This window comes from Micromonospora sp. NPDC049374 (assembly GCF_040677165.1).
In the GTDB taxonomy this organism is placed as follows: Bacteria; Actinomycetota; Actinomycetes; order Mycobacteriales; family Micromonosporaceae; genus Micromonospora.
The window spans coordinates 1-15,276 of sequence record NZ_JBFAQH010000022.1; the positions used below are offsets into that span (position 1 = coordinate 1).

The following is a 15,276-nucleotide window of genomic DNA, read 5'->3' on the forward strand; positions in this document are numbered from 1 at the left end:
AACGCCCGGTCTCATTCCGAACCCGGAAGCTAAGCCCTCCAGCGCCGATGGTACTGCACCCGGGAGGGTGTGGGAGAGTAGGACACCGCCGGACACACGTCACAGTCGAGGGCCACCCGGAATCGGGTCGGCCCTCGACTGCGTTGCGTCGTTGATACGGCGTACTCAGGAAGGATGTACCTGTGAGTTCAGCACCTCAGGGCGGGGACCGCCCCCGGGGTTACGAGGGTCGGCCGGCGGATCGTGACGGCGGACCCCGCCGCGGTGACCGCCCGTCGCGCCATGACCGGGGAGAGGAGCGGGGCTCCCGCGACGGCGCACGCGACGCTGGCGGGTACGGCAGCGACCGTCCCCGGTCCGGCGGCTTCCGCCGGGAAGGTGACCGTCGTGAAGGCGGCTTCCGCGACAGCGGCCGCTCGGGCGGTGGGTTCAGGGGCGAGCGTAGCGACCGTGGGTTCGGTGGCCGTGAGGGCTCCAGCGACCGGGACCGCGGCACTGGCGGCTTCCGCGGTGCCGACCGCCGCGACGGCGACCGCCGTGAGGGCGGCTTCCGGCGCGACAATGGCGAGCGTTCCGGCGGATTCCGTGGCGGCGACCGGGCAACCGGCGGGTTCCGTGGCGACCGCCGTGAGGGTGGCTTCCATGGTGGTGAGCGTCGCGAGGGCGGCTTCCGCGAGGGTGACCGCCGTGAGGGCGGGTTCCGTGGCAATGATCGCCGTGACGGTAGCGAGCGCCGCGACAGTGGTTTCCGTGGTGGTGACCGTCGTGAGGGCGGGTTCCGTGGGGGAGACCGCGAGGGCGGCGGGTTCCGTGGTGGTGACCGCCGTGAGGGCGGCTTCCGTGGCGGTGAGCGCCGCGAGGTTGGGTTCCGCGACGGTGACCGCCGTGAAGGTGGCTTCCGTGGCGGTGAGCGTCGCGAGGGTGGTTTCCGCGACGGTGACCGCCGTGAGGGTGGCTTCCGGAGCGGTGAGCGTCGCGAGGGCGGCTTCCGTGGCGGTGAGCGTCGTGAGGGCGGGTTCCGTGGCGGTGAGCGCCGTGAAGGTGGTTTCCGTGGTGGTGACCGTCGTGAGGGTGGTTCCCGCGACGGTGAGCGCCGTGAAGGTGGTTTCCGTGGTGGTGACCGCCGTGAGGGTGGTTCCCGCGATGGTGAGCGTCGCGAGGGCGGCTTCCGCGGGGGTGAGCGTCGTGAGGGCGGGTTCCGTGGGGGCGACCGCGAGGGCGGCGGGTTCCGTGGAGGTGACCGCCGCGAGGGCGGCTTCCGTGGCGGTGAGCGCCGTGAGGGCGGGTTCCGTGGGGGCGACCGCAGGGACGGTGACCGTCGGGACGGCGGCTTCCGTGGTGAGCGCCGCGAAGGCGGGTTCCGGGACCGCCGCGATGGCGACAGCTCCGGCGGTGAGCGCCGCGAGGGCGGTTTCCGCGGGGGTGAGCGCCGGGACGGTGGCTTCCGGAGCGGTGAGCGCCGCGAGGGTGGCTTCCGCGGGGGCGACCGCCGTGAGGGCGGCTTCGGTGGGAGCGACCGCCGAGACGGTGAGCGCCGGGACGGTGGGTTCCGGGGTGGCGACCGTCGCGAGGGTGGCTTCCGGGATCGGGACGGCGCTCGTGGAGCCGGCGGCTTCGGCGATCGCCGGGACGGTGGCTTCCGCCGTGGGGCGGATGAGCGTGGCGGCGAGCGCCGTGGCGGTGGCTTCCGGGATCGGGACGACCGGGATGGTGAGCGTCGCTTCGGACGACGTGACGATCGGGTCGGACCCGGTTCGACCGAGGACGGGCGTACGCAGGCGCCGGCACTTCCTGACGAGATCGTCGCGACCGACCTGGACAAGGAGGTCCGCGCCGAACTGCTGTCGTTGGCGAAGCCGGTCGCGGAGACCGTTGCCCGGCATCTCGTGGCGACCGGTCAACTGATCGACGAGGACCCGGCGGAGGCGCTCGCGCACGCACTGGCCGCTCGTCGGCTCGCGTCGCGGATCTCCTCGGTTCGAGAAGCTGTGGGCCTGGCCGCCTACCACGCCGGGGAGTGGCAGTCGGCCATCGCCGAGCTGCGGACGTACCACCGGATGAGCGGTGCGCAGAGCCACCTCGCGGTGATCGCGGACAGCGAGCGGGCACTGGGCCGGCCCGAGCGCGCCATCGACCTCTTCCGCGGCGCGGACCAGGAGAAGCTGGACCGGGCCGTCGCCATCGAACTGCTGATCGTGGCCGCCGGCGCTCGTGGCGACCTCGGCCAGCGGGACGCGGCCGTGGCGATGCTCCAGGTCCCCGAGCTGACCACCGATGCCGTGCAGCCGTGGACGGCACGGCTGCGGTACGCGTACGCCGACGCGTTGCTGGCCGTGGGACGGCGGGCCGAGGCGCGGGAGTGGTTCTCCCGCGCGGCGGAGGTGGACACCGAGGCTGAGACCGACGCCGCCGAGCGGCTGCTCGAACTCGACGGTGTGGTCATCGAGGGTGACGACGAGGACGAGGTGACCGAGGAACTGGCCGCTGGTCCGGGTGCCCCTGGTGCCGTGCCGGCCCATCCGGACGCCGGCCCGTCGACCATCGCCGGGGACAGCGACCAGGACGACCCGGCCGGGGACGACCTCACGTCCGACGAGCCTGCGGCCGAGGCGACGGCCGTCACGGAGCAGGGCTCCGATGCGACGGTCGTCGGAGAGCCGAACGACGGCGACGTGACGATCGAGGAGCAGGCAGCCGTCCACCCGATCGACGATCAGCCCGCCGACGATCACCCGGTCGTCGCGGACCCCACGGCCCAGAACCTGGCGGCCGACCCGCCGGGCGCCGACGTTGAGCGGGACGCGGACGGCGACGGGGCATCGGACACCGAGACGGCCTCCGGGGCCACCCCGGAGAGCACCGAGCTCGGTGCGGACCGTCGCGAGGCGGACGGGACCGAGGAACCGGAGGCACGGCAGCGATGAGCGGGGACCGGCTGGTGGACGGCTACGCCCTGGTCGTCTTCGACCTGGACGGGGTGATCTACCTGATCGACCAGCCGATCCCCGGCGCGGTCGAGACGGTCGCCCGACTGCACGGTGAGGGCCGAGCCGTCGCGTACGCGACGAACAACGCCTCGCGCCGCGCCGCCGACGTTGCCGACCTGCTCACCGGGATGGGTGTGCCGGCGCTACCGGAGGAGGTGCTCACCAGCGCCGCTGCGGCCGCTCAACTGCTGGGCGAGCGGCTGCCGGCCGGCGCGCCGGTGCTCGTGGTGGGAGCCGAGGCGCTCCGGACCGAGATCAGCGAGGCCGGGCTCAAGCCGGTCGCCACGGCCGACGAGGCACCGGTCGCGGTGATCCAGGGGTACGGCCCCCAGGTGGGCTGGACCGATCTGGCCGAGGCGGCGGTGGCGGTACGGGCCGGCGCGACCTGGGTGGCCACGAACACCGATCGGACCCTGCCCAGTGGGCGTGGCCCGTTGCCGGGCAACGGCGCATTGGTGGCCGCGCTGGCCACCGCGCTCGGCCGGGACCCGGACGAGATCGTCGGCAAGCCGGCACCGGAGCTGTTCGCCACCGCCGCCCGGCGGGCGGACAACGGCCGTACGGTGGTCGTCGGTGACCGGCTGGACACCGACATCGAGGGTGCCAACCGGGCCGGCCTGGACAGCCTGCTGGTCCTCACTGGTGTCAGCGACGCCGCCGAGCTGCTCGCCGCGCCCGCCGAGCGACGGCCGACGTACGTCTCGTGGGACCTGACCGGGCTCTTCGACCCCGACGGCGTGGTGCGGGTGCCGGCGTCGGACGCCGACCACGGCGGCTGGCAGGTGACCACCGGGGCCGACGGCTGGCAGCTGTCCGGCTCTGGACGTGCGCTGGACGCGCTCGCCGCGCTCTGCGCGGTGGCCTGGCGCAGCCACCCCGCCGGCCCGGTCCGGCCGGCGTCCCCGCAGGCGGTGCAGGTGCTGGAGCGGCTCGGCCTGGCCCCCTGACCGGGTCAGAGCAGCTTGCGGAGCTTCATCAGGTCGAACGGGTTCGCCTTGATCGACACGCGGCGGTTGGCGACTGCGCGGGTGACGTCGAGATCGCCGCGCACCAGGGCCAGCAGGTCGTCGCTGGTGGTGCTCATGGCGATCTTCGCTTTCGGATCGTCACCGTCGGCGAGCTCCACCAGCCTTCCGCCGGTGAGCCGGCCGTGGAAGGCGGTCTCCAGATCAGTGATCCGGCAGGCCAGGGTGCGATCCAGGTCCACGCGATCGCGGACGGTCTCCGCGTTGCGTTCGAGCCGGGCGGCCAGATCCTGCAACGCCTGCCGACACTCGTCCACCGTGGCCACCAATCGCCTCCTCGCCACACCACGTCGTCTCCCGGCACCGTACCGCACAGGACGGTTCCGGCGGCCCGGTAGCGTGACACCTGCACAGCCGTCGGGCGAAAGGACTCAGGCATGCAGGACGCGTGGCGCGCCTACCTCGAACTGGCCATGGGCCTGACGGAGGCGCCCCGGAAGAAGGCACAGGACGCGGTGCGCCGGGCGATGGGATCGACCGGAGCGACCGCCGCCCAGTTGCAGACCCTCGCCGAGGAGTTGCGGTCGACCGGCGCGGCCAACCGCGAGGCCCTGACCAAGCTCGTGCGGTTCGAGGTCGAGCGGGCGCTCGGCGCGGTGGGCCTGGCCACCGCCGAGGAGGTCACCGAACTGGACCGCCGGGTGCGCGAGTTGGAACGCCAACTCCGGGCCGCCTCCGGTACGCCCGCCAGCGGCACCGCGACGGCCCCCGGGTCCGTCGACACCCCGTCCGTCGGCACGCCGTCGACCGCCGCCGCAGCCCCACCCACGAAGGCGGTCGCGAAGAAGGCGGTGGCCGAGAAGGCGGTGGCGAAGAAGGCGGTCGCGAAGAAGGCGATCGCGAAGAAGGCGATCGCGAAGAAGGCGGTTGCGAAGAAGGCCGTGGCGAAGAAGACGGTCGCCGAGAAGGCAGGCGGGACGGTTGTGCGTACCGCCGATGGTGAACCGACGCCGCGACCGACGAAGGCCGCACCGGCGCGCCGGCCGCGCCCGGACGGTGTCGCGTGACCCGGCGGCGCTCCGCCACCGCACGGGGCGGCACGACGGCCGGCCACGGCGCCGGTCCGGCGGTGCGGGAGGTGACGGCATGACCGCGCCGCGGCCCGGTCCGCCGCCGGGCCCGCGTCCCGGTCCACCGCCGCAGCGCTGGACCGGTGAGGGCGGGCAGGACGACGGTCATCCGGCGGTGGACGCCGCGGTGCAGGCGATCGCCAACGCCGCGGCGCTCGGCCCCGCCGACCAGATCGCCCAGTACGAAGCCGCGTACCAGACGCTGCGGGAGACGCTGGCCACCATCGACCAGGCCTGAGGAGGCGCGTCCATCCATGGCACGGCGTAACCGGTTGGACGCCGAACTCGTCCGTCGCGGTCTGGCCCGCTCCCGCGAGCAGGCGGTCGCGTTGGTGGAGGCCGGCCGCGTGCAGCTGCGTGGGGTGCCGGCCCGCAAGGCCGCCGCGATGGTCGATCCCGCCGATCCGTTGCTGGTCAGCGGTGCCGACCCCACCTCGGAGTACGTCTCCCGGGGCGGGCACAAGCTGGCTGGCGCACTCGCCGCGTTCACCCCCGCCGGGCTGGTGGTGCGTGGTCGACGCTGCCTCGACGCGGGCGCGTCCACCGGTGGTTTCACCGACGTGCTGCTGCGCGCCGACGCCGCCGAGGTGGTCGCGGTGGACGTCGGCTACGGCCAGCTGGCCTGGTCGTTGAGAAACGACCCCCGGGTACGGGTCCTGGAACGCACGAACGTTCGGACGCTGACCCCGGAGACGATCGGCGGCCCGGTCGACCTGACCGTCGCCGACCTGTCGTTCATCTCGCTGCGGCTGGTGCTGCCGGCACTGGCGGCCTGCACCCGGGCCGACGGTGACCTGGCGCTGATGGTCAAACCGCAGTTCGAGGTGGGCCGGGAGCGGGTCGGCTCCGGTGGGGTGGTGCGCGATCCGGAACTCCGGGCGCAGGCGGTGCTGGACGTCGCCACGGCGGCCGCGACGCTGCGGCTGGGACTGGCGGATCTCGCGGCCAGCCCGCTGCCCGGGCCGAGCGGCAACGTCGAGTTCTTCGTATGGTTACGCCGGGACGCGCCACCGGCCGACCCGCACCGGGTGCGGGCCGTGGTGGCGGCCGGGCCAGGCGGCCCGGTGACGTCCGGCGACAGGCCGGACGAGGCGACGGAGGAGGTGGCCACGTGAGCGAGCGAACCGTTTGGCACAGCGGCGTGAGCTGGTCTCGGCGAGCGAACCATCAGCGCGGTGTGCACGGGCGGTCGTCGCGGTGACCCGCACGGCCCTGTTGGTGACGCACACCGGCCGTCGGCGCAGCACCGAGCATGCCCGTACGGTCGCTGCGGACCTGATCGCCGCCGGGTTCGAGGTGCGGGTGGTGGCGGAGGAGGCCGAGGACCTCGACCTGCCGGGTGTGGTGCCGGTGACCGGGCCGGAGACGGCCGAAGGCGCCGAGATCGTCTTCGCGCTCGGTGGGGACGGCACGTTCCTGCGCGCCGCGGAGCTGGCCCGGCCGGCGAAGGTGCCGCTGCTCGGCATCAACCTCGGCAAGGTCGGCTTTCTCGCCGAGGCGGAGATCGACGACCTCGACGTGGCGGTCCGTGACGTGGTCAGCCGCAACTACAGCGTCGACGAGCGGCTCACCCTCGACGTGACGGCGGAGTTCGACGGTGGGCCGACCATCGAGTCGTGGGCCCTCAACGAGATCAGCGTCGAGAAGGGCGAGCGGGCCCAGATGCTGGAACTGCTCGTCGACGTCGACGGGCGGCCGCTGTCCCGGTACGGCTGCGACGGCGTGGTCTGTGCCACGCCCACCGGTTCCACGGCGTACGCCTTCTCCGGCGGCGGGCCGGTGGTCTGGCCCGAGGTGGAGGCGTTGCTGCTGGTGCCGATCAGCGCGCACGCGTTGTTCAGTCGGCCGCTGGTGACCGCCCCCACCTCCACCATGACGATCACCGTCGACCCGTTCACCACCCTGGCCGTGCTCTGCTGCGACGGGCGGCGGGTCTACGACCTGCCGCCGGGCGCCCGGGTCACCGTGCGGCGGGGCACCCTGCCGGTGCGGATCGTCCGGCTGCGGGACCGGTCGTTCACCGCGCGCCTGGTGGCCAAGTTCGACCTTCCGGTGCACGGCTGGCGGGGCAACCGCCGTTGACCAACCGCCTCGTGACGCGTCGGCGGTAACCGCACGGACACCTACCCGCCGGTCAGCTGTCCGTGCGGTGTCCACCTGGCGACATGTCGCCGGTGCGGCGGACCCGGGCTAGTGACCGTGCGGTGAACCGCGTCGCAGACTCCGAGCGGTCGATCTTTGATGGATCGGCCCCGGAGCAGAGGAGCGCATCGCATGCACAGGCCCCCACGCTGGCTGATCGCCGGCGCGGCCGGCGCGTTGGCCATCGGACTCGCCACCCCCGTGTCCGCCGACCCGCCCGCTCAGCCCACCGGCCCGGTACCAGGGCCGACCGCACCCGGTACCGGACCCGTCCGGATCACCTTGATCACCGGTGACCAGGTCGACCTCGCTCCGGCGGCGCCCGGCCGGGTCGCCGCCACCGTCCGCCCCGGCCCCGGCCGGGAACGGGTCATCTTCCAGACCATCGAGGTCGACGGCGGACTGCGGGTGCTGCCCAGCGACGTCCTGCCGTACGTCTCCAGTGGCGTGCTCGACGCCAACCTGTTCGACGTGCAGGAACTGGCCGAGGACGGCTACGGCGACGCCGCGCAGGGCGTCCTGCCGCTTATCGTCCGCTACCGGGAGCCGGCGTCCGGCCGCGTTCGCCCGCTGGCCGCCGCCGCCGAGGCCCGCCCCCTGGCGAGCATCAACGGCGCCGCCGTACGGGTCGGCAAGGGCGAGGTCGGTGACCTGTGGACACAGTTGGCCGGCGCGCCGGCACCCCGTCAGTCCACCGCCGTCACCACCCCGCGGCTGGGTGCCGGCATCGCCAGCATCTGGCTGGACGGACGGGTCCGTCCGACCCTGGAACACAGCGTGCCGCAGATCGGCGCGCCCGCCGCCTGGGCGGCCGGCCGCGACGGCAGCGGTGTCACGGTGGCGGTGCTCGACACCGGCGTCGACGCCACCCACCCGGACCTGGTCGGTCGGATCGCCGAGGCACGGGACTTCTCCGGCAGCGGCAGCGCGCGCGACGGGCACGGCCACGGCACGCACGTCGCCGCGACCGTCGCCGGCAGCGGAGCCGCCTCGGGTGGCCTGCGCAAGGGTGTCGCCCCCGGCGCGCGGCTGTTGGTCGGCAAGGTTCTCAGTGACAGCGGTGCCGGCTTCGAGTCGGACATCATCGCGGCGATGGAGTGGGCCGCCCATGCCGGCGCGAGAGTGGTAAACATGAGCCTCGGTGGCGGCCCGACCGACGGCACCGATCCGATGAGTCAGGCGCTCAATGATCTGACCGCACAGACCGGGGCGCTCTTCGTGGTCGCCGCCGGCAACTCCGGCGCTCCGCGTACCGTCGGCTCGCCCGGCGCGGCCACCTCGGCCCTGACCGTCGGGGCGGTGGACCGGGACGACAATCTGGCGGCGTTCTCCAGCCGAGGGCCGCGCCTCGGTGACAACGGTCTGAAGCCGGAGATCACCGCGCCGGGCGTCGGTATCGTCGCCGCCCGGTCCGCCGGCACCAGCATGGGGACGCCGGTGGGCGAGGCGTACACGACCGCCTCCGGCACCTCGATGGCCACTCCGCACGTGGCGGGCGCGGCGGCGATCCTCGCTCAGGAGCACCCCGACTGGACCGCCGGGAAGCTCAAGGACGCACTGGTCAGCACCACGAAGGCGAATCCGCAGCTGACCGTCTTCGAGCAGGGCGGCGGCCGGGTCGACGTGGCCCGGGCGCTCGGCCAGCGGGTGTACGCCTCGGCCACCGCCGACTTCGGTCGGGTGGTCGACGATGGCGGCGCGGTCGAGCGGCACGTCACGTACACAAACGCCACGACGACCCCGCAGACCCTGCGGCTCACCCTGGACCTGCGCAACACGGACACCGGCGTGCCCGAGACCGACGGTGTCGCGGTCGGAGCCGGGCAGGTCACCGTGCCGGCGGGCGGCAGTGTGCCGGTGTCGCTGCGGGCCGACCCGGCGAAGCTGGCCCACGGACCACACGGTGGCTGGCTGGTGGCGACCGGCGCGGACGGCGTCGCGGTGCGTACGCCGGTGGCGTTCACCCTCAGCCGCCCGATCCGCAACGTCACGATCAAGGTGCTGGACCGGCAGGGTGAGCCGACCCTCTCACCGGGACTGACGTTCTTCGGCGAGCAACCCGAGTCGGACTTCTGGGGTTTCTGGCCGGGCGAGGGCACCCTCCAGGTCGAGGAGGGCACGTACCTGCTGACCGCGTTGGTCGAGCACGGCGCGCCCCTGGACGAGCAGCTGACCTCCCTCATCGAGCCGGAGCTGACCGTCGACCGGGATCTGACCGTGGTGCTGGACGCGCGCAGAAGCACCCCGGTGCGGATCGAGACGCCGAAACCGGCCGAACAGCGGGCGTCGCTCAGTTACTACGTACACCGGGTGCTGGGCAACGGCCGGCAGATCGACCACGGCGTGCTGGCGTTCAGCACCGTGCAGCAGGTCAACGTCACGCCGACCCGGCCGGTGCGGATGGGAGAGTTCGAGTTCGCCTCCCGCTGGCAGCTCGTCGCGCCGATGGTGGACGCGAAGATCAGCGGTGTGTCCGGCCCGGCGGACATCAACCTGCTGGGTACGTCGCCGGCCCCGACCGGCCGGCGGAAACTGCCGCTGGTCTGGGCCGGCACCGGCAAGCCCGGCGAGTTGACCGGGGCGCGGGACGCCGCCGTGCTGCTCGGCGCCGATCCGGACCGCCCGGAGGAGGAACAGGTCGCCGCTGCCGCGGCCGCTGGCGCCGCCGCGGTGCTGATCGTCCGGCCGGCGGACTTCAGCGCCTGGACGGTGTGGCGCCCGGACGGAGACCGGTTGCCGATTCCGTCGCTGGTGGTGGCCCATGACGACGGGCAGCGGCTGATCGCGGCGGCGCGCAAGGGCCGGGCGACGCTGGACCTCACGTTGACCGTCAGCAGCCCCTATCTCTACGACGTGTGGCAGGTGGCGAAGGAGCGGGTGCCGGAGCGGGTCGTGCACACCGTGACGGCGAATAACACCGCCGAGGTGACCGCGAGCTACGGCGGCACCGGCGCGGACTGGGCCACCGAGCAGCGGTTCGGCTGGCGTCCGTGGCAGGAGTACTCCTGGAACGACGACCAGCGCATGGTGCGCAACGGCACCATCCGCAAGGAGTTCGTCAGCGCCGGGGACAACTGGTGGCAGCATCGTGTGCTGCACAAGATGATGTTCGCCTGGGGGCCGCTGGAGGACGGCCTGACCCAGGAGCCCCGGCGGTACGCCGCCACCGACCGGGTGACCGAGAGCTGGCACGCCCCGGTGATCCGCCCAGCGGTGCCGGCCGGCACCGCTGGCCCGGTACCCCGACGGACCGGTGACACCCTGAACCTGCGGGTGGCCGAGTTCGTCGACGCCGACGGCCACGTCGGCGGGGCTGGCTCCGGCGAGGAGCCGGCGACGGTCGAGGCCCGCCTCAGCCGAGACGGGCGGCAGATCGCGGACCTCTCCGGCGGCTGGGTGCCGGTGCCCACCACCGCCGGTCCGGCCCGCTACCGGCTGGACGTGTCCACCCGACGCTCCTCCGCCACGTGGCGCTACGCCACCCGCACCGAGACGGCCTGGCAGTTCACCTCGGCGCGCCCGGCCGGGAGCAAGCCGATCCCGCTGCCCCTGCTCCAGATCGACTACCAGGTTCCCGCCGACCTGCACGGTGCGGTGCCCGGCAGGCGGTCGCACAAGCTCGGGCTGACCCTGCGCCAGCCGGCCGGGGTGGCCGCGCCGACCGGCACCAGCCTGCGGGTCGAGGTGTCCTTCGACGGCGGGCGGACCTGGCGCAAGGCCTCGGTGCGGGCGCACGGCACTCGCCACACCGCCACGGTGCCGGCCGGCCAGGGCGCCGTGTCGCTGCGGGTGTACGCCAGCGACCGGGCCGGAAACACCGTCGAGCAGACCGTGATCGACGCGTACGGGCTGCGCTGACGCGGCCGGGCGGGGCGGGGTGGCCGGCCGGCTGCCCCGCTCCGCCCGTCCGGTTCAGATCCAGCCTCGGCGGGCGACCTGGAACGCCAGTCCCGGTCGGGTGTCCACGCCGGCGACGGCCATCAGGTCGGCGAGCCGGCGCTGCACGGTCCGCCGGCTGACGCCGAGCTGCGAGGCGATGGACTTGTCCGGTACGCCGGCCACGAACAGTGACAGCAGCCGCACCTCGTCGGCGTCCGGCCGGTAGCCCTCGGCGGTCGGGTCTTCCGGGTCCTCTGATGGTGCGGTGGCGCGCAGCGGCGTGGCGATCCGCCAGTGGCTCTCGAAGAGGGCCAGCAGCGCGTCGAGCAGCTGACTGCGGCCGATCACCGCGGCGCTCGGTTCGCCGCTGCTGCGATCCGGCACCAGCGGGCAGACCGCCGTCCGGGCGTCCACGATGGCCAGGCGTACCGGCAGCCGGTCGAGGACCCGGGCCTGCTCGCCGGCGCGTACGCCCTGCTCGACGTCCTGCAACGCGTCCGGTTCGAGGAGCATCTCGCGTTCGTAGATGGCCCGGTAGCGCACCCCCCGAGCGAGGGCGTGGAACTCCTCGACGTTGTCCTGGCCGGGCATCGCCAGCGGGTTGGCCCGGCAGAACCAGAGCACCTCGTCCCGGGCGGCGTTCTGCAGGTCGCGCAGGCGTTCGCGGAGCATCCGCGCTCCGGTGATCACTTCCACCAGGTGCTCGGCGTCGTGCCGCCGCATCGCGGCCCGGTATTCCTCGGCGAGTTGGGTGACCGAGGCGCGGGCCGTCTCGAGCGCCTCCTGCTGGCGCAGCAGCACCCCGCCGAGCGGCACGTCCGGCGCGAGTGGGCGCAGCGGAGCGTCCGGTTCCGGGCCGACCGGCTGCACCAGCCCCTTGGCGCGCAGGGCGTCGAGGTGGGTGAGGATGTCCGTGCGGGGGCGGCGCAGCCGCTCGGCCAACTCCTCGACCCGCGCCCTGGTGAGCTGCACCAGACAGCGGTAGAGCTCCTCCTCCGCCGAGGTCAGGCCGATCACCCGCAACATGAGGCAGAACTGTACGACGACGCCGGTCGGGGCACGCCGGGGCCCGTGCCGGCTGGTCAAGTGTCGGGGACCGCGTCTACTGTCGGTTGCTGTGCTGGAGGAGCTACGCATCACCGGACTGGGCGTCATCGAGGACACGACGCTGCCGCTCACCGGCGGCATGAACGTCATCACCGGCGAGACCGGTGCCGGCAAGACGATGGTGGTGACCGGGCTCGGCCTGCTCTTCGGTGGCCGGGCCGACGCCGGTCGGGTGCGCGCCGAACCTGGCCGTGCCGTCGTCGAGGGCCGGCTGCGCCTCGGTGGCCGGGTGGCGGAGACGGTGCACGCCCGGATCAGCGACGCCGGAGGTGATCCCGACGAGGACGGCTGCGTGCTGCTGAGCCGTACCGTCACCGTGGAGGGTCGGTCCCGGGCCCACCTGGGTGGTCGCGGCATGCCGGTGTCGATGCTCGGCGAGGTCGGCGAGCAGGTGGTCGCCGTACACGGTCAGTCCGACCAGCTGCGGCTGCTGCGCCCGGCCGAACAGCGGGCCGCGCTGGACCGGTTCGCCGGCCCCGAGCACGAGAAGTTGCTCGACGCGACACGGGACGCGTTCACCCGGTGGCGTCGGGTGGTCGACGACCTGGCCGACCGGCGGCGCAACGCGCGGGAACGCCATCAGGAGACCGACCTGCTCCGGTTGGGCCTCGACGAGATCACCCGGGTGGATCCGCAGCCGGGTGAGGACGACGAGTTGAAGGCGGAGACGCAGCGACTGGAGCACGCGGAGGGTCTGCGTACCGCGGCCCAGTTGGCCCATCAGTGCGTGGCCGGCGGCTTGGAGGCCACCGACGACACCCCCGATGCCTCGACGCTGTTGGGCACCGCCCGGCGCACGCTGGAGGCGCAGGCCGGCACCGATCCGGCGCTCGGCGAACTGGCCGCCCGCCTGGAGGAGGCGGCCACGCTTGTCGCCGACGTGTCGGTGGAGCTGTCCACATACCTCACCAGCCTGGACGCCGATCCGGCCCGGTTGCAGGCGCTCTACGAGCGGCGGGCCGCGTTGCGCGCGTTGACCCGCAAGTACGCCGACGACGTCGACGGTGTGATCGCCTGGGCGGAGCGGGCCCGGACCCGACTGTCCGAGCTGGACAACTCCGACGAGCTGCTCGACGAGCTGGATCGGGAGGCGTCCCGGCTGGCCGGCGAGGTGGCCGAGCTGGCCGGCCGACTGTCGGTGTCCCGGCAGGAGGCGGCGGCGCGGTTCGCCGAGCAGGTCACCGTCGAGCTGGCCGGGCTGGCGATGCCACACGCCCGGATCGAGGTGGCGGTGCTGCCCCGACCCGCCGGGCGGGCCGAACCGACGTTGCCGGTCAACGGCGTCGACGTCGGTGTCGGGCCGGACGGCGGCGACGAGGTCGAGTTGCGGCTGCTGGCGCACCCCGGTGCGCCGTCCCTGCCGCTGCAACGGGGTGCCTCCGGCGGTGAGCTGTCCCGGGTGATGCTCGCCATCGAGGTGGTCTTCGCCGGTTCCGGCGGCCCGCCGACGCTGGTCTTCGACGAGGTCGACGCGGGTGTGGGTGGTCAGGCGGCGGTGGAGATCGGCCGGCGGCTGGCCCGGCTGGCCCGTAGCCACCAGGTCCTGGTGGTGACCCACCTGCCCCAGGTCGCCGCCTTCGCCGACCGGCACCTGGTGGTCGCCAAGGACACCGGCGGCGCGGTCACCACCAGCGGGGTGCGGGTGGTGGAGGACACCGAGCGGGCCCGGGAGCTCGCCCGGATGCTTGCGGGTTTGCCGGATTCGGATCTGGGTATCGCTCACGCCGAGGAACTCCTGGCCGTGGCGGCCAGGGAACGGCGGTCCTGAGACCGCGATTGTGAGCGGAGGCACACCGGCCTTCGCCCATGTGTGCTTCCCTGGGTAGGCGGCCCTGCTCAGGCATGTCGCGACAGATTCGCCTGCCTCACATGCCAGGATGGTCACGATGCGTCTACCCACGTTGCGCCGGGCCCGGAACGCGGAACCGGGACAGATCCTCGGCACCGCGCGCCTCGACCGCCGTACGAAGCGGCTGGTCGGCCGGCTCCGCCCCGGCGACATCGCGGTCATCGACCACGTCGACCTGGACCGGGTCGCTGCCGACTCGCTGGTCGCGGTCGGTGTCGGCGCAGTGCTCAACGCCAAACCGTCGGTTTCCGGCCGTTACCCCAACCTCGGGCCGGAGGTGTTGATCTCGGCGGGCATCCCGCTGCTCGACGACCTCGGCGAGGGCATCTTCGAGCGGATCCGTGAGGGCGACACGGTGCGCATCGAGGGCAACACCGTCTACCTGGACGACGATCCGGTGGCGCACGGCAGCCTCCAGGACCCCGAGAGCGTGGCCAAGGCGATGACCGACGCCCGGGAGGGCCTGTCGGTGCAGTTGGAGGCGTTCGCCGCCAACACCATGGACTACCTCAAGCAGGAGCGGGACCTGCTGCTCGACGGTGTCGGCGTGCCCGAGATCGCCACCGAGGTGCAGGGCCGGCACTGTCTGATCGTGGTCCGGGGCTATGACTACAAGGCCGACCTGGACGTGCTGCGCCCGTACATCCGGGAGTTCAAGCCGGTGCTGATCGGCGTCGACGGGGGCGCCGACGCTCTGGTCGAGGCGGGCTACACCCCAGATATGATCATCGGTGATATGGATTCGGTCACCGACGACGTGCTGCGCTGCGGCGCCGAGGTGATCGTGCACGCGTACCCGGACGGGCGGGCGCCGGGGCTGCCGCGCGTCAACGGCCTGGGGGTACCGGCGGTGACCTTCCCCGCCGCCGCCACCAGCGAGGACCTCGCCATGCTGCTGGCCGACGAGAAGGGCGCCTCGCTTATCGTCGCGGTGGGTACCCACGCGACGCTCGTCGAGTTCCTCGACAAGGGGCGCGGTGGCATGGCGTCGACGTTCCTCACCCGGCTCAAGGTCGGTGGCAAGCTGGTCGACGCCAAGGGGGTCAGCCGGTTGTACCGGCAGAGCATCTCGGGGTCGTCCCTGTTGCTGCTGGTCCTCTCGGCACTCGCCGCCATGGCCTCGGCGGTGGCCGTCTCCACCGTCGGCAAGGCGTACCTGGGCGTGGTCTCCGAGTGGTGGGACAATTTCGTGTTCCAGCTCGGCCAGCTCTTCTAGC

12 protein-coding genes and 1 rRNA gene are annotated in these 15,276 nt (G+C 73.3%); 10 read left to right on the forward strand and 3 right to left on the reverse strand.

What is annotated here, in order from left to right:
- Positions 1 to 94: ribosomal RNA gene (gene rrf, locus AB0J93_RS27150) — 5S ribosomal RNA — on the forward strand; the annotation flags it as partial.
- Between the two features lie 94 nt (positions 95 to 188).
- On the opposite strand, the gene AB0J93_RS27155 is transcribed toward rrf, so the two are convergent.
- Complete coding sequence (locus tag AB0J93_RS27155) at positions 189 to 1,937, reverse strand: hypothetical protein (protein ID WP_363925154.1); 1,749 nt, start codon at positions 1,935 to 1,937, stop codon at positions 189 to 191.
- On the opposite strand from AB0J93_RS27155, the gene AB0J93_RS27160 reads away from it, so the two are divergent.
- Positions 1,887 to 2,924, forward strand: a complete 1,038-nt coding sequence (locus AB0J93_RS27160; RefSeq protein WP_363925155.1) for a Replicase polyprotein 1ab — start codon at positions 1,887 to 1,889, stop codon at positions 2,922 to 2,924. The two genes, AB0J93_RS27155 and AB0J93_RS27160, sit on opposite strands and share 51 nt — an antisense overlap.
- Positions 2,921 to 3,934, forward strand: coding sequence for an HAD-IIA family hydrolase (locus AB0J93_RS27165; protein ID WP_363925156.1), 1,014 nt, complete (start codon positions 2,921 to 2,923; stop codon positions 3,932 to 3,934). The genes AB0J93_RS27160 and AB0J93_RS27165 overlap by 4 nt, the downstream gene beginning before the upstream one ends.
- A 5-nt stretch (positions 3,935 to 3,939) precedes the next feature.
- On the opposite strand, the gene AB0J93_RS27170 is transcribed toward AB0J93_RS27165, so the two are convergent.
- Positions 3,940 to 4,278, reverse strand: a complete 339-nt coding sequence (locus tag AB0J93_RS27170; RefSeq protein ID WP_093409767.1) for an SCP2 sterol-binding domain-containing protein — start codon at positions 4,276 to 4,278, stop codon at positions 3,940 to 3,942.
- Between the two features lie 111 nt (positions 4,279 to 4,389).
- Between AB0J93_RS27170 and AB0J93_RS27175 the strand changes: the two genes are divergently transcribed.
- The 5 genes from AB0J93_RS27175 (at position 4,390) to AB0J93_RS27195 (ending at position 11,082) form a co-directional block, all read left to right on the forward strand.
- A complete protein-coding gene (locus tag AB0J93_RS27175; protein ID WP_363925157.1) occupies positions 4,390 to 5,019 on the forward strand; it encodes a histone H1-like repetitive region-containing protein in 630 nt (209 codons plus the stop codon).
- A 79-nt stretch (positions 5,020 to 5,098) separates the two neighbouring features.
- Positions 5,099 to 5,320 carry a hypothetical protein gene (locus tag AB0J93_RS27180; protein ID WP_363925158.1) on the forward strand — a complete coding sequence of 74 codons (222 nt, stop codon included), beginning with the start codon at positions 5,099 to 5,101 and terminating at the stop codon, positions 5,318 to 5,320.
- A 16-nt stretch (positions 5,321 to 5,336) separates the two neighbouring features.
- Positions 5,337 to 6,197, forward strand: a complete 861-nt coding sequence (locus AB0J93_RS27185; RefSeq protein ID WP_363925159.1) for a TlyA family RNA methyltransferase — start codon at positions 5,337 to 5,339, stop codon at positions 6,195 to 6,197.
- Positions 6,198 to 6,279: 82 nt separating this feature from the next.
- Positions 6,280 to 7,164 (forward strand): NAD kinase, encoded by an 885-nt coding sequence (locus AB0J93_RS27190; protein WP_363925160.1) that lies wholly within the window; start codon positions 6,280 to 6,282, stop codon positions 7,162 to 7,164.
- A gap of 192 nt (positions 7,165 to 7,356) precedes the next feature.
- Positions 7,357 to 11,082, forward strand: a complete 3,726-nt coding sequence (locus AB0J93_RS27195; RefSeq protein WP_363925161.1) for a S8 family serine peptidase — start codon at positions 7,357 to 7,359, stop codon at positions 11,080 to 11,082.
- A 54-nt stretch (positions 11,083 to 11,136) separates the two neighbouring features.
- Here AB0J93_RS27195 and AB0J93_RS27200 read toward each other — a convergent pair whose 3' ends face one another.
- On the reverse strand, positions 11,137 to 12,129 hold the full coding sequence (locus AB0J93_RS27200) for a helix-turn-helix domain-containing protein (protein ID WP_363925162.1): 993 nt from the start codon (positions 12,127 to 12,129) through the stop codon (positions 11,137 to 11,139).
- A gap of 91 nt (positions 12,130 to 12,220) precedes the next feature.
- On the opposite strand from AB0J93_RS27200, the gene recN reads away from it, so the two are divergent.
- Together recN and steA are read left to right on the forward strand one after the other, a co-directional pair.
- Positions 12,221 to 13,978, forward strand: coding sequence for a DNA repair protein RecN (recN, locus tag AB0J93_RS27205; protein ID WP_363925163.1), 1,758 nt, complete (start codon positions 12,221 to 12,223; stop codon positions 13,976 to 13,978).
- Positions 13,979 to 14,096: 118 nt separating this feature from the next.
- Positions 14,097 to 15,275, forward strand: a complete 1,179-nt coding sequence (gene steA, locus AB0J93_RS27210; RefSeq protein WP_363925164.1) for a putative cytokinetic ring protein SteA — start codon at positions 14,097 to 14,099, stop codon at positions 15,273 to 15,275.
- Position 15,276 lies beyond the last annotated feature (1 nt).